This window comes from Sulfolobales archaeon (assembly GCA_038881635.1).
Classification (GTDB): Archaea; Thermoproteota; Thermoprotei_A; order Sulfolobales; family AG1; genus WYEN01.
This window is the reverse complement of sequence record JAVZPJ010000009.1, coordinates 1-22,099: the sequence shown is the minus strand read 5'-3', so window position 1 is coordinate 22,099 and position 22,099 is coordinate 1. Positions and strand designations below refer to the sequence as shown.

The following is a 22,099-nucleotide window of genomic DNA, read 5'->3' as shown; positions in this document are numbered from 1 at the left end:
AAACTCGCTGAGAGAACCAGACCTCGCCGAAGCGTTCGTAGCAGATGAGCTACATGGAGTAGAGCTCTAGCTCTATCGAAATAAGATAGTTGAAGAAGTAGGGTAAGATAGAGAGTGTTTCTCAAGTTCAAATTCATCTCTAGCTACGAAATGCTTTAGCAATTCTTCAGCTCTACTCAGTGCTAATGTTGCTAGAATACTAAGCTAGCTATGGCTACCTCTTCACGGCTGGCTAAGCCTAAAAACATGATTAATTTACTTCGTGTAATAAGTAAAGAAATTTTCGAATTTAGATGATATATTTGAAAAGTATATGAGGTTGGGATAAGAATTGTTTAAAGACCTTATGCTGTGATCTTCAATATATGCTACTTATGCAATTATTAAGAGGTACTAGTGTTCTCTAGGTTAGCAGATAGCTACTGACTATAATAGTAGGAGTTTAGGTCTTTAGAATAAGCTAACGCGATTCAGGTTTTGTGCTGCTGTATTAGCTTGATTACTATGCTGTAGACTTTTGATGCGTAGTCAAGTGCTTCTTCTGCATCAGATCTATCATAGAGCTCGTCGGGCGGGATACCGCTTTCCTCATCTCCGTACATAGAAGGTTCTCTTTCTCTACGTAGCTTCCTCGATATACGTGCTAATGCAGGTATCTCGGCTTGAAACCATTCGGGGAATCTCTGAGCTTCTCTTCTGAGAACAGGCCCTACATCACGCCATTTCGGCACCTCAACACCAACTAATCTCAGCGCTGCTTTAAGAAGTAGTTCAACCGACTCTTGGCACTGCCTAATTACGTAAGGATAGTTACCTCTATCAAGTGCTTCTTTCGCGTGGCGAATTCTCTCTTCAGCTTGTCTTAGGTAGGATTGTGCCATAGATATGTTGTTCACAGCTCTATTACCTCACCAAATTTATAGTCTCTCTTAAGTCTCCAATACCATTTTCTACCACATCTTACTCTCTCTGCTCCAAGTTCTCTGAGCTTCTCTCTGAGGTTGTTCAAGATATTTGTGAAGAAGTTCTCTCTATCATATAGTATCACAGCGTCTTCAACCATGTCTAGATAGATTGGTGATACTCTCCTCGCCTCGCTAACACTTTTTATAATAGGTGAAAAATCAACGTTATACCCTTGAGATCTAAGCCTCTCGACCTCTTCTTCAACACCTTCTTCTACTAGCATAAACAACTCCTGCCTCTTCATCCTGCTCTTAGGAGGGTTCTCCAAGACTATAAGAATGTCTATATCACTCTCCCTACCGGCCTCGCACCTAGCAACAGAACCATACACGACGAACGAGACGAGCTCGCTACCAAATCTCTCTATAGCTACATCGAGAAGTCTGCGAAGTAGAAAAGCGTAGGGTTCGCAAAGCTTCTCAGACACTGCTAATAACCACCATGTTTTAAGGCTTTTTCCGAATAATATCTTATCAGAGCTGAACCTTCTCACCCTATGACTCTTATAGAGAGAGGATGAGTTTCGGGAGATCAGCTCTTTACTCCTTCTGGTATTTCTGTGAGCTCAGTTAACTTTACAAGCTCGTTCTACGTACTTGAGTAGAGAATTCTTTGACTGCAGATTATAAGAGGTCTCTAGACTCTAAGCAGTAGGTCGTCAGTCTTCAAAATATTATTTCTACTAGCGGTGAATATGTGACCCAGATACCTCGATATGCAGGGTCTATGTTCTCTTCTAGAATACTATCTCCTAAATTGTTTTCTTGAGCTCTAGCCTTGTTTTTCAACAGATCTTCTAGAGATAGATTAGTGATATGCTGTTTTATTCATAGAGTTGTATGATATCATTGGTGTTATGCATCATGATAGTAATGTCTGGAGAAGAGATCGATGGAATTGTAGATCCTTTAGAACTCTTATTCGAGATAAGAGATCTCTATATTAGAAAACCTTTGATATTTGAGAGAGTATCCTACGAGTATGAAGATAAGTGGATTGCTCTCATGCCTGGTATAGATCCTGAGATAGGTTTTGTGCTGAAGCTCATAGGAATCTATCCTAAGGCTACTCCTAGGGTGAGAGGTTTTATCATAGTATCAGGTCTTGAGAATGGAGAGATCATATTAATAGCAGATGCATCAAGTGCCACAGGGTGGAGAACTGCTACAACATCAGCATTAGCAGCAAAACTACTCTTGGAATGCGATCTCATGAAGAGATGTAGTATAGATGTGCTCGGGATCATTGGAGCAGGAGTTCAAGGTGAGTATCATCTGAGGGTTTTCAAGAATCTCTTCGATATTAAAAAGATTCTTATTTATGACATAGAATCTTCTAAAAGTCATCTACTTGCTAAGAAGTATGAAGGATCTGAAACTTCTCTAGATGATCTTCTAATGAGATCTGATGTTATTATTACGGCAACAAACTCCACCCAGCCGGTGGTCAGAGGAGATATTCTCAGAAATGGTGCTATAGTAATATCTGTAGGAGCTCCTAAACCTGTTAAAGAGTTAGATGATATAACACGTAGAAGAGCTGGGTGTGCTCTTGTTGATACAGTAACAGGTGCAGCTAGAGAAAGTGAAGATGTTTCTGGAATTGATCTTATTGAGATAGGAGAGTATATGAGAGGTCGGAAATGCTTATTTAAAGAGATAAAACTTTATAAATCTGTTGGAACATCACTTCTCGATATAGCAGTAGCACGTCATATAATAAAAAGATCTAGGAATCATAGAGAGATCTCGTAAACAGGATCTTTATTCGATCAAAAGAATCTTCCAGATACATAGATCTGCTGTCTCTCTAGACGAGTGATCGAGGTGGTTCAAGTATTTCTAGCCTTCTGATATCTAGCTAGAGATAGCATGGCTTATGCTCTCAGAAATTTAGATCCCTCCTGATACGGGTGGGATTAGATCTATTATATCTTCATTTTTTAATAATGTATTCTCTCCTTCTAGAAACATTATATGCTGTCCATTTAGTATTATACTTACTCCTCTGACTCTAAGCTTGTCATCTTCTACGCTAATATATCTCCTCAGCTCAGGATATTCTTCTAGAAGTCTTTCTATTAAACGAATCAATCTCAGATCATCTCTTTCATCTAATTCTATCTCGATCCTCTCTCTATCTCCCGCAAGACTTCTAAGAACTCCATATAGTCTCACGATAATCTTCATAGAATTCTCTATACCTCTATACCCAGTCTTCTGAGAGTTTCGGGAGTTGGAATACCTAGATCACTCCATCCTCTTAGCTGATAGTATCTGTCCAGCATTTTCTCAAAGCTCTCTCTATTAATATACCATCCTGTATCCTCTCTCCTCTCGTAGAATCTGGGAGGCAGTTTATCATCTCTTCTACTAAAACCTTCTCTGGCATTGAACATTCTAGCTATATTATATATTCTCTCTCCAAGTTCTAGAAATCTCTCCATATCATACTCAAACCCGAGACTGTTTAGCATCTTGATGTAGATCTCTATCATAGGTTCTGGAGGTTTGATAGAGTTGCTCACAATATTATCACAAGCTACTAATGTCCAGAGTGCTGCATTTCTATTCTGAAGATTTATCGTAAGCTTAACGAGATCCTCTATACTAGGTCTTGTAGAAACCTCTACAGCTACAGTCCATGCTCTAAGATGATCTCCTCCTCTATCTGCTGTAGCATAAGCAAGACTCATGCCGACAACACCTCTCGGATCGTAGGCTGGTATATCAAGTCCTTTTATATGGAGAGCTATTTCTTCAGCATTGAAGTATTTCGAAGCATGAGCTATCCCCTCGGCTAGTATATCTCCCAAACCAGATCTATAGGCTATATCTCTGTAGAGCTTCATGAAAGCCTCAGCATCACCCCATCTGATCTTGAGATCTATCAATCCTCTCTCAGAAAGTTCTGCAACGAAAGCCGCTATAGAACCTGCTGAAATACTATCTAATCCTAGCTCGTTAAGTTCATTATTGATCTCTATAAGCATTCTTTTATCCGTTATACCTAGGTTGGAGCCATTCATAGCAACAGTCTCGTACTCTATCCTCTCAGTCTCTCTAGAATCCATCCTCATCCTAGCTCCACAAGCTACAGGGCATGTAGGGCATGAGAGTTTTCCTATCTTGATCTTAGCCCATTCATCATCTACCAACTGCTCCCATCCCTCATGAATTCCTTGTCTGAAGTTCTTCACAGGAAGTATTCTAGCTTCAGCTGAGACTCTGAAGACAGGTAGATTACCTCCAACACCTATTCCAGGGATCACATTTTCAAGAACGAATTTCAGATACTCTCTAGAAAGCCTGGTTCTCAGATCAGGACTCACGTTTCTCGCTAGATCTTCTTCTCTCATAAAACCTCTTACAATGATAGCCTTAAGTTTTTTCGAACCCATGACAGCTCCAAGCCCTCCTCTTCCAGCAACTCCAGGTCTTGATCTAGGTTTTCTCCTCATATCAATGAAAACACCTGAGATTCTAACAAGATTCTCTCCAGCAGGTCCTATGGTTAGAACAGAGTATTCTGGGAAGTATTCTCCAACTTCATAAGTTGTTCTAAGTCTTAGATTCTCGCACTCGAATAATCTCCTACCCTCCCGATCTATCTTAAGACATACAAGCTTGTCACTAGCACCTTCAACAACAATCCCTAGATAGCCTGCTCTTCTAAGTTCAACAGCGAAAGAACCTCCAGCATTAGAATCGCTAAAAGTATTAGTTAGAGGAGATTTAGATGCTACAATCGTTCTAGTGAAGGTAGGATATATGAATGCCAGAGGACCTCCGAATATGAATAGTTTGTTCTCGGGAGAAAGAGGATCCACACCCTGCTTAAGCTCTCTATACATTAGATAAGCTGCAAGCCCTTTTCCACCTACATATCTCTCAATAATCTCATCTTTAAGCTCTTCTTCTTCAACAGATCCTCTGTCAAGGTCTACTCTTAATACCTTCTGACCCGGGAAAATCATGCTCCTCACCTCAGCTTATCCCCATAGAACCACTCAATATGTTCTCTAGGAGGAGGAGGTGTTAGAAGAGATACTACCACAGTGGTAGCCAGAGCTAGGACACTTGGCAGAGTACCCTCCCACACTCCGAAAGGATTGTGAGGAGGTTCTGGCCATATAACATATGTGAATAAGATCAAGGAGGATAACCCTACTAGATATCCTGTTAGAATTCCATACTTATTAGCTCTACGCCAGAACAGTATTAGAAGTGCTGGAAATGCTACAACAGCATATGCAGGCCATGCGAGTTCGTATCCTATTATAACCATCGGAGCTTCAGGATATAGCGCGACTATGATTCCTAGAATTCCTATGATTGTCACGATAACCCTTGTTATGATCTCTCGTGTTCTCTCGCTAACCTTAATTCTAAGTGTTCTCTCGAGAATATCTCTATCTATTATAGAAGATGTTAGTAGAAGCAATGCATCAATAGTAGATCTCGCGATCGCTACAAGTCCTAGAATGATCAATATGATAAGAGGTGAGGTTCCGAACCAGCTTAGAAACATCATCGCAGGATATTCTTCTACAACTGTCACCTCAGGAAGATTAGTACCATACTGAGCTAGGATTGAAAGTCCGAGGAATAGAGGTGAGAGAAATGCTCCTAAGAAGAACCCTGTTATAGCACCCATCCCTCCCAGTATAACGCCTTTATAATCTTTTGCTGCGAAGAATCTCACTATCAGATGCGGTATGAAAAGCCATGAGATTCCGTAGAAGAAGAGCATTGTAAGGAAGTACTGAATAGGGAGTGTTCTTTCAAATCTCTCGGGAGCACTGCTAAAAGCTTTCCAGGCTAGATCTCCGAAACCTCCCCAATGAATGTTCACAGCGTATATCATTGCTATGAATGCTACTATGAAGGTCGCTCCAGCTATTAGATCATTGTATGCTACAGCTCTCATACCTCCAAGTATTATATATATGACCATGAACACGGTGTAGAGAACTAGTAGAAGATGATATGAAAGCTCTCCATAACTCATAGCAGTTATAACACCTGCAGCAGGTATATAGATCATTCCCACATATATTATCGTAGCATAGGTTATGAGAATCCCTAGAACTAGTCTGAGAATCCTCTCAAAACCTCCGGCTCTAAACACTATGAAATCTACCGGTGTTATAGTCTTGTGGATCTTACCAATTCTAAATAGTCGGAGACCTACCATATAGAATAAGGCTACGTAGCTTAGGTAGAATATCATCTCGATAAGCCACCACTCAAGTCCCTCGGAAGATATCACCGCAGGCATTCCTACGAACTCCCAAGCCTCCATATACGCTGACATATATCCCACGCCTACTAGAAGTGCTGAGAGAGTTCCACCTGCTATATAGAATTCGTACAAACCTCTTCCGGTTCTCAGCTTAGCTATGTATCCTGCTATGATTCCTATAATGAAGTAGCCTACGAATGCTGCTAGAACGATCAAAGCCCAGGCTGAGATCATGATCACACCTCAACCACTCTAGATCCTGATGATCTTAAGCTCTTAATTCTTCTCGTGATAACCATGTAGTAGGTACCTCCAATTATGAAGTTCAGCACTATCCACGTAATGCTTATGATAATAGCTCCGCTAATAGGCTTGGGAAGTCCTAAGAACCCCGGTTCTGGGCTTGCTACAAGCATGTACTCGACAACATACCATACTAAAAGTGCCTCGAAAACTCCTACGACGAGGATTATTATTAGATACTCCCACCACATAAGTCTAGGGGGTATGGCGAGAACATCATCTCCTATTTCTTTTATCTCTTCTCTATAAGTTCTCTCCGAGCTCATATTAGATCCTCGTATCTTGATAGATTTAGACGAGATATATATATGTTTCATATTTTTTTGTATTCTATACAATAGATCTATAATTCTCTTTATAAGTTATTTAGCTTATTTAAAGTTTGGTGATCTTTCTGAGTTCTGAGAAGACTTTAACAGAGCTCTATAGAGAAGCTTATATAAGGAGAACACCTAGATCTAGAGAGATATGGGAGGAGCTTAGAAAGCTCACGCCACATGGCGTTCATAGCAATTGGAGGATATTCGATCCCCATCCTCTTATAATGGCTCGTGGAAAAGGCTCTAGAATATGGGATGTTGATGGCAACGAGTACATTGACTATAACATGGCTTTCGGAGCTCTTGTGGTAGGGCATTCAAACTCTATTCTCATGAGCAGGGTTAGAGAGAAGCTTGAGGAGGGAACTATATACGGTCATGAGAGTGAGTGGAGTCTTAAGCTGAGTAAGGTTCTCACGCAGAGATACGGATATGAGATGGTTAGATTCTCGTCTACAGGACTTGAAGCCACTTCTCTAGCTGTGAGGCTGGCGAGAGCTTTCACGGGCAGAAGTAAGATTCTGAAGTTTGAAGGTCATTATCATGGAACTCATGAGGCTTTATCAATAGGTGTGAAGCCTTCTCCATATGCTGCAGGTCATCCTAGAAAACCTAGGTCTGTTCCAGCAGGTTTTCCTCTTCCAGCGATTCCTAAGTCTATTGCAGATACTGTTGTAATAGCTCCATGGAATGATCTCGGTGCTGTAGAGGATATAATGAGAGAACATGGAAATGATATAGCTGCTATAATTCTAGAGCCCGTAGCAATGAACATGGGTGTGGTACCTGCTGACAAGGATTTCATCGTGGGGTTGAGAAGAATTGCCGACGAGTATAACTCGGTGCTCATATTTGATGAGGTGAAGACTTCAGGCATGTGGTTTAGAGGTGCTTCAGAGTACTATGGTGTGAGAGCTGATATAATTGCAGTAGCTAAAGCATTGGGAGGAGGCTTCCCATTCTCAGCGGTTTTAGCTGATAGAAAGTTCATGGATCTCATAGGACCTCGAGGAGTTCCTCACGGTGGTACTTTTAATGCTAATATACTCTCGGTATACGCAGCCTATGTGACTGTGACAGAGCTTCTCACAGAGAGTAATCTTGCTTACACTCATAAGCTTAGTAGCGAGCTTGCGAAGGGGTACAGAGATCTTATAGAGGATCTAAGGATAGAAGCTCATGTAGTTCAGATAGCTAATAAAGGAACCATCTACTTCTCGGATAAACCTATAAAGAATTGGAGAGACTTCGTAGAGAAAGTAAGATGGGGAGTATGGTATAACTGGGTTCTCGGCATGGTTGTAAACGGTATAATACCCCAGCCTATGGCATATGACGAGCAGTGGACCATATCTATAGCACATACCAGAGAGGATATAGAGAAGACTATAGAAATCGCGGGAAAGGTGTTTAGAGAGGTTAGAGAAGGCAGAGCACTTAGATTCGAGGTAGAAGAAGCTATATAGAATCACAACCCGAAAACCTCATCCTTTAGAGCGGGAGGAGGTTAGAATCCTAGTATCTCTCTATATCTCTCGGCTACCTTGATCATTTTTAAGAATTCAATCTCACTCCTTCTAGCGTGAGATTTTATATGGTTTATCAGTCTCTCAAGAAGAATCATAGTATGACCTCTACCTATAACCTCGGGATGGAATGTGTATACTATAACACCATCACTCATATTTCGCATCATATACTCGAATGCGAGAACCCAATTCTCAAGCACGTCGCTAACAGATCGCAAGCCTTGTATCACGAGATTCTGATACCTCACGAATTCGAAGTGAGGGTAGTCGTCGAGACTCCAGTGAACAGGTATTTCTATAAGTTTTGAGAGAGGTCCTCTAAGAACTCTCCCCTCGCTATCAACCTCTAGATAGAGGGGAGGTCTGTAGGGTGTGTAGTCATCTCCCATAAGACTTGAATCATATATGAAGCCTAGCTCCTCTAGAATAGAGAGAGTATGCTTTGTCAAAGCCCATGAAGGAGATCTATAGCCTTTCGGAGTTATATTTAAAACCTTCTTAAGAGCTTCAATCCCCTTCAAAACCACTCTCCTCTCCTCCTCAGCGCTTTCTAGAGTCTCTGGCGGTTCATGCATGTATCCGTGATGTGCTATTTCATGCCCATGATCTTTTATCATGCCCACATCCTCTGGAAAATGCTCAGCAGTGTGTCCTGGAACGAAGAATGTAGCTTCTACACCCTGATCTTTTAATAGCTTGAGAATTCTTCTAACTCCTACTGATGCGAATTCTCCTCTTGATAGGTTGGTGTAGTTAATAGCTTTTCTATAGATCCATGGAGAGTATGCGTCGAAATCAAAGGTTAGACACACGATGTACAATATCTTCCCACCTCCACCAACTATTATGATCCTCTTCTTCTAAGTATTTAATCATTTGCTTCTAACTCTATAAATGAAGAATTCTCGCATACCTCAATAAACTTTCGAGATAATCTCCTTGAACCAGGAGTATCATTATAATCCTCATGAGAAGGTGTTTAGATAGATACTAGTCTGAAAACATATTATCAGAATTACCAGGATTGTTCAAAGCTGATCATATGAGGATCTGCAGAAGATCTTTGTTCCAGAACCGCTTTCTGCAGGTGTTTTCTCTCGAGAAGCTATTAATTCTAATCCTCTCTCTTCTAGAATTCTTCTCAGGATCTCCTTACCCTTCATAGAACTGCTTCTCAGACACTCTACCGGTATCTCCAGAGCTAGATCTATGATCCTCTTATCAAGATATGGAGATATAACTCTTGCTCCTAGACATTCTGCTATTTCCAGCTCCGGATATCTTCCTTTGAACGCGTATCTCTCTATAATACTCTCGAGATCATCACTCCTCTGATGAAGCATGAAAGTATAACCTGCAAAAAGCTCGTCTCCACCTGATCCTGTATAGATACACTTACACTTCCTCCTAGCATGTTCTATAACGCTGTAGAATACAATGTCATTTCTAATCTCTATACATCCTCCATCGCCATGTGAATCTATTCTATCTCTACCAATACACTCTACAACCTTCTCAGCGATCTCATTAGCCTTCAAAGGATCTATAGGAACGAATTCCAGCTCTATCCCGAGAACTCTGGCTAGATATGATGCATAATATATATCTCTTGGAATACCTCCTAGATACATGCTTATGAACCCTCTGAGATCCAATCCAGAAAATCTTGCTATAAGAGCTATAAGACTTGTATCAATACCACCACTCAAAGCTATGCAATCACATCTACTCTCTAGAATAACATCTCTGAGAATCCTATAGATCCTGTCCTGGAAGAATTCACAACAGATCCTAAGTCTCATCAGATCAGCCTCAGAACAGAGTATCCATTAAACCTCTCAACACCTGCGATCTTGTATTCAAGTCTGCTTCTATGCATAGGTCCGTTAACCACTATAGTATGATACTCTCCTCTCTCACCTAAGGGGTCGAAATCTCTCGTTCTAGCACTCTCAATGAAAAGATCTATGTTATCTCTATCTAGAACTCTTCCAATCCACTCCACCACTCTCTCATCAGATCCTATGATCAGAGGTTCTATACCGTCCTCGATTTCTTTTCTGAGAAGCTCAGCAGGTTCTAAACCCCAGAGAGGTTCTACGAGTCTCGCACCTACCTCTCTCGATATATTCTCCATATACTTAAGATGATCCTCTATATAAACATCGCCAGCAATGATAGTAGTAGCATTCAACAGTCTGAGAATCTCAATAGTGTCAGCAGGTTCTCTCCCTCTCCTAGCTCTAGCTACTACAACGGGGATCCCTGCTAGAAGCATGCTCTCAACACTCTTACCAAGATTAATAAGATGAGGGCTTGGTCGAGGGAATTCGTAGAAGAGTATGAGAGCTATATCGATCGAGCCGTATTTATATACTGCATAATAAGAATCTTTACCACCAGATACAAGAGCTATTCTCATGAAAACCACATGTATGGGTAGTCCATATACTACTTATAAGCTTTCCTCATATCTAGCAGAGCTTCTTATACATGAGATAGGCATCCTCCCCATTAGAATAATATGATCTGAGGATATCTCTCTCTTCATATCCCAAGCTTCTATATAGATTCAAAGCTGCTTCATTGCTGATTCTAACCTCAAGTCTCGAGATACAAGCACCTTTTCTTCTGAAATACTCTTCTATAGTCTTCATAAGCATTCTTCCAAGACCTCTTCTTCTATAGCCTCCGGATACGCATATTGATATCACATGACCTACACCTCCTCCCTCTACTATTCCTATCACATAGCCTACGATCCTTCCACTTCTATCTCTGGCGATTATAAAGCCTTCTCTGAATAGCTTTAGATAGAATAGAAGAATCTGAGGATTATAAGCATCTTCTGAGAAGCATTCGAGTTCTAATCTGTAGATAGCTCCTAGATCTTCTTCAGAAGGATTTAGAAATTCAAATTCAGACATAGAAGATCCTTATGAGAGATAGAATACCAGAGATACTATGAATATAGCTGCAAAACCAGCCACAGTGACCAGCTGAACAGCGTTTGAGATCTTGTTAGAGAGATATAGCGCGAGAAACTTACCACCATCAGTTATATATAGAGGTGCAGCATTTATCACTGCAAGACTTAGATTGAGTATAGTCATCCAAACCATGAATCTGAGGATGCTCTCGAGCGCCCATAGTCTTATATAGCCATTCTCGGTAGGTATTATAAGAGCTCCTACGAAGAATCCTGCGAGTGGTATTGAAACTCCGTCAAATACAACACCTATCCTACTTAGATTAGAAGGTTTGAAAACCAGCGTGCTAAAGATACTACCGTTAGGATATACTCCCGTGATGTTGAGGATAATATCTCTATCACTAGCTATAACAGATCTATATGGGAGAAATCGATCTAGAGAGTAGACAGGAGATCCATTAACATACGTGATGAGAAGACCAGGTTGTATTCCAGCATTATAAGCAGGCGAGCCAGGCTCTACATAGGCTATGACAGCACCTTGTATAACTCCTGCGAATGGAGAGATCCATGTGATAAGCATGATAGAAGCAAATGCTATTGCAAATAGAATGATGTTGAATAGAACTCCCGCGGAAAGTATTCTAGAAGCTATCCTTCTATCTCTCATCATACTATTCTCATCAACTTCTACAAATGCTAGAGGCATTATAAGAAAGATCCCGGCACCATAGCTCTTAAGAGAAACACCATAGATCTTTGAAGCAATAGCATGTCCAAGCTCGTGAAAAGCTATTGAAAGACCTAAAGCTATGAGAAGATAGATCAAATCCACACCACCTATGGTAAGCCCTGGTATTATAGGAGCTATAGGAGGAGGTCCTACAACCTCGCCTCCTGGTCTGAGTAGACTTCCTAGAAAAGATGCTATATAGCTTACTCCTATTAGGTATACTGCAATGTAGAATAGGATCATTAGAAAGAACATTATAGGAACTCCTATTCTCATAAGTATATCCGTCTTCCTACTCCCTCTAACCCTGTCAAGTATGTCTAGAGCGCTTTTTCTCCTCACGAGGATCATGAATATAGAAGCGTCTAAACCTATTCTCTCAAGAATCTTCTTCCCTCTACTGTTCAGAGATATCATGTATATTATCAGTTCGAAGAGTAGTATGTATAGAATTATATTGAGAAAGCTACTCTGATCCATTGAGAGGCACCTCTATAAAGCTAAATAACCTCTCTACAGAATCTCTGGTGAAGGTATTCTCTCTAATCATTCTAGCCATATCTCCCTCTAAAAAGCTGTAGATCTCCCTACTCTCTCTAGATACTCTCTCTAGAGTAGATCTAGTGTTTATGCATAGTCTCTCTGAGAAGAAACCTCTATCACAAGCTTCTTTAAACTCTTCCTCATCTATAATTCTTCCACCATCTCTTGTTATCACAGCATCTATGTAGAGATCGCTGTACACTATCTTAATTCTACCTCTAAGACTTCTAAGATCCAGATCATAGGTTATATGAGGTAGTGTATTAGCATTGATATAAACCCCCTTAAGATCTAGAGAGCTTGAATAGTATGCATGAACTATTAGAGGAGATAAACCGCTTACCAGAGTTATAATCCTGTCTCCAGGTTCTTTAGGGATCTCAAGACCGTCATAGACACCCTCACCCTTGCTAATTCTTCCAAGAATAACTCTGATAAACTCTCTCCCACTTCTCTCAATATAATCAGAGTACAAAGCTCTGGCAGGACCTATCACTATCTCTCGAGAGAAGAAAGGTCTTCTATGGTATAAGAATACTTCTAAACCCTCGAGCATTTTATCTCTTAGAAATCTTGTGAAACCTCTGAAGATCTCTCTACCAGCTCCTTCTCCAGATATGGAATCAAGAAGATCTATTAGATCCCCTAGAAAAGTATAGGATCTCATCACATGATGATAAGGAGTTGTAGGGTGAAGCTTAGACCTGTATGAATCGAGTGTTATCATATCTTCAGATGATACATGTATAAAAGCAATACTCTCACTCACGTAAGCGAATTCTTCCTCTCCAGATCTCTCTAGAATCTTTTTAATCTCACTAATCTTATTCTTCAGAAGATCATATTCCTGCATCAGATCTGATGTAGTAGAATTCTTAGCAGAACTTCTCCATCTAACTCCAAAACCTTCTCTAGATATGATCTCTGAGAATCCTTTTAAAACCTCTAGAACATCAGGATCTCTTATATGCTCTGAGAACTGAACAACTCCACTATCACTTAAAATCATGTATCTACCTGCTACAGATACTCCTCTTCTAACTAGAGGAGTCTTAAGATCATCTCCATATCCTATTATAGTGAGGTCGAGAACCTGACCAGGGTAGCATGTGGGATCTCTTAGAACGCCTTTCACGCCTAAGGGTGTTGAGACATGGCATTCATTCTGTGATATCTTGCTATCAACTCTACCTCTATACACAGCATTTAAAGGCTTTAGATCTGTGAAGAAAGAGTTTTTTAGAATACTCCTCAGATCCTCATAGATTCTTCTAGTAGTCTCAGGAACACCTACTATTACGAGAATATCTCTGAATGTATCATCATTCTTGATAGTGGTATCAGGAGGTTTATCAGATATAATATTCAAACCTTCTACTCTTCTATAGATCTTCTCACTAACATCGCTAAGACAATATCCTTTCTCAAGAAGTATGCTAGCTAGAGCTGTAGAGTAGACTCCTCTAACCCTCACACTTCCAGAGCACTTGCTCTCACTCATCACAAGCTCCTCAATCTCTTATCGTTTCGAGGATTGTGACAACATTCCATAGAGTGGTTCTAGCATGAACAGGCATGTTGGGATCTTGACTCACTTCATCTAGAACGCTAACAGCGTTAGAAGCTCTAACACCTAGGCTCAGGCTTTGATCCTGGAGTATTTTTAGAGCTTGTGTAGCTGCTCTTCTAATATTCCTAGGTATTGAAGGATCATTTATAACAGCTGTTAGAAGTGTTAGAGCCTGCCTTATCTTAGCCTCATTACTCTGACTCTTAACATCGCTACTCAAGACCCTCACCACTAATCCTTTAGAGTAGCTCTAAAATATATTTAAGCGAGTATAATCCGAGTACCTAACCCTTCAGAGCGGGAGGATGATCAGAGCTAGCAGTCTTATAGTCTTTCAAAATACTATCATAATCATAGGGTGCTTAGAATATGGAGAGAGAGAGCAGTAGAGAAGAAGCTGTGAGAAAAATGGCTGAACTCCTTAGATCAGGAGCTACAATGCTTGCAGAAACATGTCCTATATGTGGCTCACCTCTCTTCAGACTTAAAAGCGGTGAGATCATATGTCCTACTCATGGAAGAGTTTATATTGTCTCAAAGGATGAGGAGATCAGTAGAATCTCTACTGAGAGTGTTCTGAACAAGCTAGAAAGTCTTGCTTCTAAGCATATTGATTCTCTCATGAGAGAACTTTCCGAAGATAACGAACTTGAAGTTCTAGAGAGTATAAGCAGGTGGCTTGATATACTTCTAAAAATCCGTGCCATTAGAAGAGAGAGTAGTGAGAAGAAGATATAGAGATGATCTAAAGATGATGATCCTAGATCTCTTGGAGGGATCACCTTATCATACTTATGCACTTATGAAGAAACTCGAAGAAGTAAGTATCCATTAAAGAGAGAATCGAGGTCAACCTTTTTATGAGGAGAGTTGAGCATCTAAATTAATGGAGAATAGACATCATTGTAAAGATTATGTAAATACACTGGCTTTGATTCTTTAATTCTTTTAATCTCACTGTAAACTTTATATAGGTTTACTACCATGTCTACCTGTGGGTGTGCTCTAGATGGAGTATGTCACGGTATCTGCTAAGATCCCTAGGAAGCTGAAAGAGCTTTTAAGTAGATATGGTATAAAGCCTGGTCCTATTATAAGGAGAGCACTAGAGGAAGAAGTTAAGAAACGTATGCTTGAAGAACTTGAGAAGGAGTTTAAAGAGCTTTCCAAGGAGCTATCCCATGTATCAAATGAAGAAGTTGTCGAGCTAATAAGAGAGGATAGAGAAGGTAGGTAGTATTGTATCTCTACGATGCAAGTGCAATATTTAATCTTGTAAAAAGAGGTGAGCTAAGGGTTTTTCTAGGCGGACACACCCTGGATCTTGCTATCTACGAAGTTGCTAATGCTGTTTGGAAAGAATGCTATCTTCTAAAGAAGATAAAGATTGAAACAGCCTATAGATTAATCGAGTTGCTCTCCAAAGTCTTCGATATAATAGATCTTCACACGATAAAGGGTTTTGAGAAGGAGGTTATGGATATAGCTGTAAAAGAAGGTGTGACAATATATGATGCATCCTACATATATATTGCGATGAGAGACAAGCTAACGCTAGCAACAGATGATAGAAAACTCATGGATATCGCAAGAAAGTATGTTAGTGTGGCAACGACTAGTGAGATCATTGAACGGCATTATAAGAAGTAGTTCTGAAACCTGAGGAAGCCCGGGTTTCAATAGTACTACCTATGTAGAGGTTTTCTTATGAGAAGAGAGGTGCAAGATCATATGAGTACTCTAAGCATGTATTATAGTAAGTTTGTGCAAGGTTTCATCTTCTTCTAAAATCCATGCTATTAGATGAGGAGTGGTGAGAAGAAGTAGTATCCTCCTTCCAGAATTGGTGTTTATAATATCTTATGAGATGCATCATGATTAATTTTATAAGATATGTAACATGATATAGAATGTGATATATTGAGTGTGAGAAGAAGATATAGAGATGATCTAAAGATGATGATCCTAGATCTCTTGGAGGAATCACCTTATCATACTTATGCACTTATGAAGAAACTCGAAGAAGTAATAGGTTTCAAACCTCCTCTAAGTATGCTCTATTCTATCATGAGATCTCTGTATAGAGAAGGCTTAGTATATATAGAGGTTCAGAGTAGAGGTGAGAAAAAGATCAAGATATATAGACTTACAGAGCAAGGGCATAGGTTTTTGAAGGATAATAGTGAGAAGGTTTTGAAAGCTAGAAGCATCATCGAGAAGCATAGAAGATTTAGAGAGATTGGAGCTGAGAGAGTTTTTCAACTTTTTAAGGAGCTTTATATGAGGATTGATTCGATGTCGCCTTCACAGATCGATTCTCTTAGAAATGTTTTCACACGTTTTGAAAGAGATCTGAGAGGTATTTTAGAGGGGGTGGAAGGTTGAGAAGTATTATAGAGGTTGTGAACCTTGTTAAAAGATTTAAAGATGTTGTAGCAGTTGATGGAGTGAGTTTTAGTGTTCGTGAGGGTGAGATATACGGGCTTCTAGGTCCTAATGGAGCTGGTAAGACTACTACTATAAGTATCATAATAACACTTCTGAAACCCACGTCAGGTACAGTATATGTTGATGGGATTGATGTTACTAAGAAACCTAATGATGTTAGGAAGAAACTTGGAGTAGTGTTTCAGGATCCATCTCTAGATGTCTTTCTCACTGCATACGAGAACCTATATATTCATGGAAAGATCTACGGGTTAGGAGGCTTGGATCTTGAGAATAGAATCAGAGAAGCTCTTAAATTCGTAGAACTTGAGGAGTTCTCTAATAAGGTTGTTAGATACTTCTCAGGTGGTATGAGGAGAAGGCTTGAGATTGCTAGAGCTCTGATCCATGATCCAGAGATACTAGTATTAGATGAACCCACCATAGGACTAGACCCTCAGACCAGGAATAAGGTGTGGGATTATGTGAGAACTGCTAGGAAGGAGAAGGGTGTGACCATACTTATGACAACACATTACATGGATGAAGCTGAGCAGTTGTGTGATAGGATCTCTATAATGGATCACGGGAAGATCCTTGTAGAAGGAACAGCAGATCAGCTTAAATCATATGTTGGTGCCGACGTGATCCTGATAACCTTAGGAGATTCCTCCGAGCCTGCGTGTATTCAGGATATCGAGGATCTCGCGATTAAGTGTAAGATTATAGATAGTAGGAGAATAGAGATCGTGACAAGAGATGCTGTTAGAACGCTTCCAAGGATCTTCGAAGAATATGAGAGACGTGGGGTAAAGATCTCTGAGATAAGCTATAGAAGACCTACGCTTAATGAAGTCTTCCTCCACTTCACAGGGAGAGAGCTTAGAGATAGTCTTGAGAATGATTCTAAGCCTATAAGACGTTGGAGGTGATCTTCTTGGAGATGTATAGAAGTCTCACCGTGTTCTACTCAATGGTTTATAGACAGCTTAAGAGATTTATTAGAGCTAGGTCTAGAGTTATAGCAGTAGTAATCCAGCCTATTCTATGGGTTGTTCTATTCGGCATGGGTATGGGTGGTGTCTTCAACTTTTCCAATCCTCTCATAGATCAGTTCATCAGAGCTCAGTTCGGTGGTGTTGATTATGTCACCTATCTAGTCACAGGTGTTATAGCTATGAGCGTTTTCATGGGGTCTTTTATCAGTGGTGTGACAGTGATATTCGACAAACAATTTGGATTTCTTAAGGAGACGCTAGTAGCACCAGCGCCTAGAGCTGCAGTGCTTCTAGGTAGAGCTGTTGGAGATTCCATAGCTATAATACTCAGCTCTCTAATGATAGTTTTAATGGGCTTCCTCCTCTCAAACGAGCTGAGAATCCAGGGAATCCTCCCCGCACTAGGGTATGGATTCGTTCTATCAATAGGGTTGGCATCGCTTGGGATGGCTATAGCTAGTAGAATGAGTAGCATGGAAGGTTTTCAGATACTAATTAACCTTCTTATAATGCCTCTTCAATTTGTAAGTGGAGTATTCTTCCCCATAAACAGAATGCCTGAATGGATGCAGTGGATAGCCAAGGTAAATCCTCTAACATATGCAGTAGATGGTGTCAGATACTATCTCATAGGAGTCTCATACTTCAACCCCTTAATAGACATAGGAGTTCTGCTAGCTCTATCAGTGGTATTCATGGTAGTCGCAGCATATACCTTCGAAAGAGCAACTATTGAAGACTAGAGAAAGTCTGATAAAAAGTTTTTCGCTCTCCCTCTCCATCAGAAGAGCACGCCTCTGAACGCCCAGAGGATGGTGCAATCCCAAGACCGATGCAGGGGAGAGAGATGAGGCTGTGAAAACAACCAGTATAAACCTATACAAGAGCTGAACCCCTAGGCATGTGAGATCAGGATTTAAAAACCTTTACCATCTTATCATTGTTTTCTTTATAAGATTTTAGAATATATTCAAATGAGTGGTCTACATGGTCAAGGTCTTGCTCGTGGTAATGTCGGGAGATGAGAAAGCTGATCTTGCCATAAGATTCGCCTATAGATCTGTCTTAGATGAGAGGTTTGAGGATCTTAAGATAGTATTCTTCGGACCTGCTCAGAAGAGGATTATATCTTATGAAGGAGAGTTGAGAGATATGCTCAGAGAACTTAGGAGAAGAGGTGCAGTAGATTCAGCATGTATAGGTGTTGCATCTAGTCTTGGTATTGAGAAGCAGATAAAAGATCTGGAGATAGATCTAGCACCTGCTGGAAGTAGGATTGCCTATTACCTGGAGAAAGGTTATCAGGTTCTCACATTCTAGGAGAAAGTCTTAGGATTCCATCTTCTGAGCGTCTGTGATGAGAGTGTTACAGAGATACTGCTCATAGCCATTGCAAATCCTGCCAGCTCCGGTCTTAGGAAGATTCCGAATCCATAGAAAGCTCCTGAGGCTACTGGTATGAGTATGATATTATATATGAATGCCCAGAATAGATTCTGATATATCTTTCTTCGAATCGCTCTAGCAAGCTCTATGGAGCGGATCACATCTCTTAGATCGTTTCTCACAAGTATTATATCCCCAGCTTCTCTAGCTATATCGCTTCCTCCACCCATTGCAATTCCTAGAGTTGCTCTAGATATAGATGCCGCATCATTAACCCCATCACCTATCATCGCAACAGAATCTCCTGAAGACCTGATCTTTTCAATGATCTCTGCCTTCTCCTCAGGAGATACCTCGGCAAAGATCTCTTTAATACCTAGAGACCTTGCCACAGCTCTCGCAGTAATCTCTCTATCTCCTGTGAGCATTATAACTCTATAACCTTTTGAAATAAGATATCTCACTACGTCACGGCTCTCAGGTCTGGGCATGTCTCCAACTCCTATTAAACCTATGATTCTTCCTTCAATAGCTACGTAAACTACTGTAAGCCCTTGATCCATTAGCTCTCTAGATAAACTCTCGATCTTCTCATCAAGAGATATTTCAAAACCATTCATAAGCTTTATACTGCCCACAGCAATAGTCTTCCCATCTACACTAGCTATAACACCCTGACCCGGGATGCTATCGAAGAAATCAGGATCTCTAACATCTATACCGAGTTCTCTAGCTTTCTCAAGTATAGCTAGTGCTATAGGATGCTCACTTCTCTTCTCAGCAATGGCTGCGAGAGCTATGATCTCTGACTCGCTAATCTCGCTGGCAAGAGATCTAACTATAACAACTCGAGGCTTTCCAATAGTAAGAGTTCCAGTCTTATCAAACACGATAACTCTCACACTCCCAGCCCTGTCTATTGCCTCAGCATTTCTTATCAGAATCCCTAGCTCCGCACCTCTTCCAAAGCCTATGAGAAGAGCTATTGGTGTTGCAAGTCCTAGAGCGCATGGGCATGCTACTACTAGTACCGATGCTGTGAACATGACTACCATGTCTAGAGGTGCTCTAGCTATGAGGCTCCAGTAGAATGCTGTGGCTAGAGCTGTTGCTATAACGATCCATGTGAAAATCCCTGCAATCCTATCTACAATCCTCTGGATCCTGGGTTTGGAGTTCTGCGCGATCCTTACAAGTCTTATGATCTGTCCTAGAACGGTATCTCTTCCAACTCTTGTAGCATAGACGACAATAGATCCTCTGATAACAGTTGTTCCGGTATAAACAACATCACCCTCAGATCTTGCAACAGGCTCGGACTCGCCTGTTATCATAGATTCATCGATCAGAGCTCTCCCACTCTTTACAATACCATCTACAGGAATCCTCTCTCCAGGTCTTATCAGTACTAGATCTCCTACTCTAACCCTGTCTACAGGGATAACCTCTTCAGAACCGTTCCTCAGAACTCTAGCCATAGGAGATTGTAGTTGTGCTAGTCTTCTCACAGCTTCTCCAGATCTTATCTTGAGTCTTGTCTCAATATATCTCCCCAGAATTATAAAGGACATGACCACTGCAGATGCTTCGTAGAAAGCCTCTCCACTTACTATATTGAATGTGGTCAGGAGCGAGAATAAGAATGCTGAGTATGTTCCGAGGATCACTAGAGAATCCATTCCAGGAGTGAGGTTTAATAGAGATCTCACTCCCGGCATTAGGAACCTCATAGATCCTATCACCAGAACTACCAGTGAGATGGGGATGCCGATAAGAAGATCTCTTAGAAAATGATTATCCCAGAGAAAAGGTTCGAGACCTAGAGGTCTGAAGACTCCTATCATGTAGTATAATGCTAGAAATAGTGAGAGTGGTAGCGTCACCATAGTATAAATCCTCAGTTTCTTCAGATCTTCCAGAGCTATTCTAGCTCCTACATCCTCAGCCAATGCTTCTTCTCTTATCTCAACCAGTTCATAGCCTAGGGATCTCATGTATTCTACTATTCTATCTCTCGAGATGGTCAGAGGATTATAGATTATAGAAATCTCTCTACTAATATGACTAGCTCTAACCTCTATAACTCCTTCCATGCTCTCAAGTTTCTCTGCAAGGATCCTCTCATCATCATAACTTCTAAGCCCCTTGATAACAGCATTTAACTCCTCTCTATATACATCATACCCAGCTCTTCTAATAGCTCTGATAATATCGGAAGGCTTCACACGAGAAGGATCATATCTAACTCTAGCTTCTTCAGATGCGAGACTTATATCAGCTTCAACACCTATTCTAGATAAACTTCTCTGAATAGCTATAGAACAGCTAGCACAATGCATTCCTATGATCCTGTAGATCTCTTCCCTCAATTAATCCTCATCTACTTATAAATATTATTATGATACTTAGATATCTGATAGCAGATGAGATTTTTGAGAGTATTTAAGATGTGTAGAGATACTGTATTATCCTAGATCTACATTTACTGCAAAACCTACTAGATTTCATATCAACCTCCTTGAGCGAGTTGCTAAACCTCATAACACACTTCTCATCGCTACAATGTCCAAGCCCTAGAACATGTCCTATCTCATGTGTGACTTCCTTCTCTAATCTCGATAGAAAGAGAGGATCTGTGAAAGCTTCTCTATAGAGTCTTCTCATATAAACTGTTGCAATTCTATATATAGGATCTGCGAGACCGAAGATAAAGTTGTATCCTGGAACAAATCCGTCTCCATCTATTAATCCTACTATGATCTCATCATACTTTCTTCTGAAATTCTTCAACCATTCTATAATCAGATCTGCTCTATACTGGTCTCTCGATATAGAGTAGAATCTCGGAGGAGGTCTTTCTCTGAGAACCTCGGTTTCAATACTATAGATCTTGAAGATCCTCTTTAGATAGCCTTCTACATGGTTTAGAACATCAGAACTCACATCTAGAACTCCTAATATTCTGAAGAGAAGCATTTATAACAACCATTATAGTATGCATTCACAGTAAATATTTATAGAATCAGGTTTCTCATGCTAGATCTACTAATTCAGAGATCAGAGTTTTTTGAGTAGAGTTATCTCCAGGATCTATGGTTAAGGTATCAGATCATGATCTGAGATTTTATTTCTACGAGAATCTGCCTTA

The 22,099-nt window shown here is 40.4% G+C and carries 24 protein-coding genes; 9 read left to right on the top strand and 15 right to left on the bottom strand.

Going from position 1 to position 22,099, the window contains the following annotated elements; genetic code table 11:
• Positions 1-470: 470 nt before the first annotated feature.
• Together QXS89_06175 and QXS89_06170 are read right to left on the bottom strand one after the other, a co-directional pair.
• Complete coding sequence (locus QXS89_06175; protein MEM3831763.1) at positions 471-881, bottom strand: HEPN domain-containing protein; 411 nt, start codon at positions 879-881, stop codon at positions 471-473.
• 11 nt (positions 882-892) lie between these two features.
• Positions 893-1,393, bottom strand: a complete 501-nt coding sequence (locus QXS89_06170) for a nucleotidyltransferase domain-containing protein (protein ID MEM3831762.1) — start codon at positions 1,391-1,393, stop codon at positions 893-895.
• A 436-nt stretch (positions 1,394-1,829) separates the two neighbouring features.
• Here QXS89_06170 and QXS89_06165 point away from each other — a divergent pair, with 436 nt between their 5' ends.
• Positions 1,830-2,720: a hypothetical protein gene (locus QXS89_06165; protein ID MEM3831761.1), complete on the top strand. Its 891-nt coding sequence runs from the start codon at positions 1,830-1,832 to the stop codon at positions 2,718-2,720.
• A 138-nt stretch (positions 2,721-2,858) separates the two neighbouring features.
• Here QXS89_06165 and QXS89_06160 read toward each other — a convergent pair whose 3' ends face one another.
• From QXS89_06160 to QXS89_06145, 4 genes are read right to left on the bottom strand one after another with little or no spacing between them, the layout of a single operon-like run.
• Complete coding sequence (locus QXS89_06160; GenBank protein MEM3831760.1) at positions 2,859-3,155, bottom strand: MoaD/ThiS family protein; 297 nt, start codon at positions 3,153-3,155, stop codon at positions 2,859-2,861.
• An 8-nt stretch (positions 3,156-3,163) separates the two neighbouring features.
• Complete coding sequence (locus QXS89_06155; GenBank protein ID MEM3831759.1) at positions 3,164-4,942, bottom strand: aldehyde ferredoxin oxidoreductase family protein; 1,779 nt, start codon at positions 4,940-4,942, stop codon at positions 3,164-3,166.
• A gap of 5 nt (positions 4,943-4,947) precedes the next feature.
• On the bottom strand, positions 4,948-6,444 hold the full coding sequence (locus QXS89_06150) for a hypothetical protein (GenBank protein MEM3831758.1): 1,497 nt from the start codon (positions 6,442-6,444) through the stop codon (positions 4,948-4,950).
• Between the two features lie 2 nt (positions 6,445-6,446).
• Complete coding sequence (locus QXS89_06145; GenBank protein MEM3831757.1) at positions 6,447-6,779, bottom strand: hypothetical protein; 333 nt, start codon at positions 6,777-6,779, stop codon at positions 6,447-6,449.
• Between the two features lie 119 nt (positions 6,780-6,898).
• Between QXS89_06145 and QXS89_06140 the strand changes: the two genes are divergently transcribed.
• Positions 6,899-8,299, top strand: coding sequence for an aspartate aminotransferase family protein (locus QXS89_06140; GenBank protein ID MEM3831756.1), 1,401 nt, complete (start codon positions 6,899-6,901; stop codon positions 8,297-8,299).
• A 41-nt stretch (positions 8,300-8,340) separates the two neighbouring features.
• Here the strand turns inward: QXS89_06140 and QXS89_06135 are convergent, their stop codons facing one another.
• From QXS89_06135 to QXS89_06105, 7 genes are all read right to left on the bottom strand, one after another.
• Entirely contained in the window at positions 8,341-9,174 is an 834-nt protein-coding gene (locus tag QXS89_06135) for a polysaccharide deacetylase (GenBank protein ID MEM3831755.1), read from the bottom strand.
• Positions 9,175-9,390: 216 nt separating this feature from the next.
• The gene (locus QXS89_06130) at positions 9,391-10,164 is read right to left on the bottom strand and encodes an asparagine synthase-related protein (GenBank protein ID MEM3831754.1); all 774 of its coding nucleotides are present in this window, start codon (positions 10,162-10,164) and stop codon (positions 9,391-9,393) included.
• On the bottom strand, positions 10,164-10,784 hold the full coding sequence (locus QXS89_06125) for a hypothetical protein (protein MEM3831753.1): 621 nt from the start codon (positions 10,782-10,784) through the stop codon (positions 10,164-10,166). The genes QXS89_06130 and QXS89_06125 overlap by 1 nt, the downstream gene beginning before the upstream one ends.
• Before the next feature lie 52 nt (positions 10,785-10,836).
• Positions 10,837-11,289 carry a ribosomal protein S18-alanine N-acetyltransferase gene (gene rimI, locus QXS89_06120; protein ID MEM3831752.1) on the bottom strand — a complete coding sequence of 151 codons (453 nt, stop codon included), beginning with the start codon at positions 11,287-11,289 and terminating at the stop codon, positions 10,837-10,839.
• 9 nt (positions 11,290-11,298) lie between these two features.
• Positions 11,299-12,507: a site-2 protease family protein gene (locus QXS89_06115; GenBank protein ID MEM3831751.1), complete on the bottom strand. Its 1,209-nt coding sequence runs from the start codon at positions 12,505-12,507 to the stop codon at positions 11,299-11,301.
• Entirely contained in the window at positions 12,494-14,071 is a 1,578-nt protein-coding gene (locus QXS89_06110; protein ID MEM3831750.1) for a hypothetical protein, read from the bottom strand. Before QXS89_06110 ends, QXS89_06115 begins: the two co-directional genes overlap by 14 nt.
• Positions 14,072-14,081: 10 nt before the next feature.
• Positions 14,082-14,360, bottom strand: coding sequence for a UPF0147 family protein (locus QXS89_06105; GenBank protein MEM3831749.1), 279 nt, complete (start codon positions 14,358-14,360; stop codon positions 14,082-14,084).
• Positions 14,361-14,509: 149 nt separating this feature from the next.
• Here QXS89_06105 and QXS89_06100 point away from each other — a divergent pair, with 149 nt between their 5' ends.
• The 7 genes from QXS89_06100 to QXS89_06070 all read left to right on the top strand — a co-directional run bounded on the left by QXS89_06100 (position 14,510) and on the right by QXS89_06070 (position 18,885).
• Positions 14,510-14,878, top strand: coding sequence for an Sjogren's syndrome/scleroderma autoantigen 1 family protein (locus QXS89_06100; GenBank protein ID MEM3831748.1), 369 nt, complete (start codon positions 14,510-14,512; stop codon positions 14,876-14,878).
• 271 nt (positions 14,879-15,149) lie between these two features.
• Positions 15,150-15,377 (top strand): hypothetical protein, encoded by a 228-nt coding sequence (locus tag QXS89_06095; protein ID MEM3831747.1) that lies wholly within the window; start codon positions 15,150-15,152, stop codon positions 15,375-15,377.
• Positions 15,378-15,379: 2 nt separating this feature from the next.
• Positions 15,380-15,790 carry a type II toxin-antitoxin system VapC family toxin gene (locus QXS89_06090; GenBank protein MEM3831746.1) on the top strand — a complete coding sequence of 137 codons (411 nt, stop codon included), beginning with the start codon at positions 15,380-15,382 and terminating at the stop codon, positions 15,788-15,790.
• 276 nt (positions 15,791-16,066) lie between these two features.
• A complete protein-coding gene (locus QXS89_06085; protein ID MEM3831745.1) occupies positions 16,067-16,525 on the top strand; it encodes a PadR family transcriptional regulator in 459 nt (152 codons plus the stop codon).
• Positions 16,522-17,499: an ATP-binding cassette domain-containing protein gene (locus QXS89_06080; protein MEM3831744.1), complete on the top strand. Its 978-nt coding sequence runs from the start codon at positions 16,522-16,524 to the stop codon at positions 17,497-17,499. The genes QXS89_06085 and QXS89_06080 overlap by 4 nt, the downstream gene beginning before the upstream one ends.
• 11 nt (positions 17,500-17,510) lie before the next feature.
• Complete coding sequence (locus QXS89_06075) at positions 17,511-18,308, top strand: ABC transporter permease (protein MEM3831743.1); 798 nt, start codon at positions 17,511-17,513, stop codon at positions 18,306-18,308.
• Positions 18,309-18,552: 244 nt separating this feature from the next.
• Positions 18,553-18,885, top strand: a complete 333-nt coding sequence (locus tag QXS89_06070) for a hypothetical protein (protein MEM3831742.1) — start codon at positions 18,553-18,555, stop codon at positions 18,883-18,885.
• Here the strand turns inward: QXS89_06070 and QXS89_06065 are convergent.
• Together QXS89_06065 and QXS89_06060 are read right to left on the bottom strand one after the other, a co-directional pair.
• The gene (locus QXS89_06065; GenBank protein ID MEM3831741.1) at positions 18,882-21,320 is read right to left on the bottom strand and encodes a heavy metal translocating P-type ATPase; all 2,439 of its coding nucleotides are present in this window, start codon (positions 21,318-21,320) and stop codon (positions 18,882-18,884) included. The genes QXS89_06070 and QXS89_06065 overlap by 4 nt on opposite strands.
• A gap of 73 nt (positions 21,321-21,393) precedes the next feature.
• Positions 21,394-21,927, bottom strand: coding sequence for an archaemetzincin family Zn-dependent metalloprotease (locus QXS89_06060; GenBank protein ID MEM3831740.1), 534 nt, complete (start codon positions 21,925-21,927; stop codon positions 21,394-21,396).
• Positions 21,928-22,099: the final 172 nt, after the last annotated feature.

Excerpts from the sequence above, each read along its gene's own strand:
- QXS89_06095 (MEM3831747.1), top strand. The coding sequence starts at position 15,150 with ATGGAGTATGTCACGGTATCTGCTAAGATCCCTAGGAAGCTGAAAGAG.
- QXS89_06115 (MEM3831751.1), bottom strand. The coding sequence starts at position 12,507 with ATGGATCAGAGTAGCTTTCTCAATATAATTCTATACATACTACTCTTC.
- QXS89_06175 (MEM3831763.1), bottom strand. The coding sequence starts at position 881 with ATGGCACAATCCTACCTAAGACAAGCTGAAGAGAGAATTCGCCACGCG.
- QXS89_06060 (MEM3831740.1), bottom strand. The coding sequence starts at position 21,927 with ATGCTTCTCTTCAGAATATTAGGAGTTCTAGATGTGAGTTCTGATGTT.
- QXS89_06150 (MEM3831758.1), bottom strand. The coding sequence starts at position 6,444 with ATGATCTCAGCCTGGGCTTTGATCGTTCTAGCAGCATTCGTAGGCTAC.
- QXS89_06130 (MEM3831754.1), bottom strand. The coding sequence starts at position 10,164 with ATGAGACTTAGGATCTGTTGTGAATTCTTCCAGGACAGGATCTATAGG.
- QXS89_06125 (MEM3831753.1), bottom strand. The coding sequence starts at position 10,784 with ATGAGAATAGCTCTTGTATCTGGTGGTAAAGATTCTTATTATGCAGTA.
- rimI (MEM3831752.1), bottom strand. The coding sequence starts at position 11,289 with ATGTCTGAATTTGAATTTCTAAATCCTTCTGAAGAAGATCTAGGAGCT.
- QXS89_06100 (MEM3831748.1), top strand. The coding sequence starts at position 14,510 with ATGGAGAGAGAGAGCAGTAGAGAAGAAGCTGTGAGAAAAATGGCTGAA.
- QXS89_06155 (MEM3831759.1), bottom strand. The coding sequence starts at position 4,942 with ATGATTTTCCCGGGTCAGAAGGTATTAAGAGTAGACCTTGACAGAGGA.
- QXS89_06070 (MEM3831742.1), top strand. The coding sequence starts at position 18,553 with ATGGTCAAGGTCTTGCTCGTGGTAATGTCGGGAGATGAGAAAGCTGAT.
- QXS89_06165 (MEM3831761.1), top strand. The coding sequence starts at position 1,830 with ATGATAGTAATGTCTGGAGAAGAGATCGATGGAATTGTAGATCCTTTA.
- QXS89_06160 (MEM3831760.1), bottom strand. The coding sequence starts at position 3,155 with ATGAAGATTATCGTGAGACTATATGGAGTTCTTAGAAGTCTTGCGGGA.
- QXS89_06075 (MEM3831743.1), top strand. The coding sequence starts at position 17,511 with ATGTATAGAAGTCTCACCGTGTTCTACTCAATGGTTTATAGACAGCTT.
- QXS89_06110 (MEM3831750.1), bottom strand. The coding sequence starts at position 14,071 with ATGAGTGAGAGCAAGTGCTCTGGAAGTGTGAGGGTTAGAGGAGTCTAC.
- QXS89_06145 (MEM3831757.1), bottom strand. The coding sequence starts at position 6,779 with ATGAGCTCGGAGAGAACTTATAGAGAAGAGATAAAAGAAATAGGAGAT.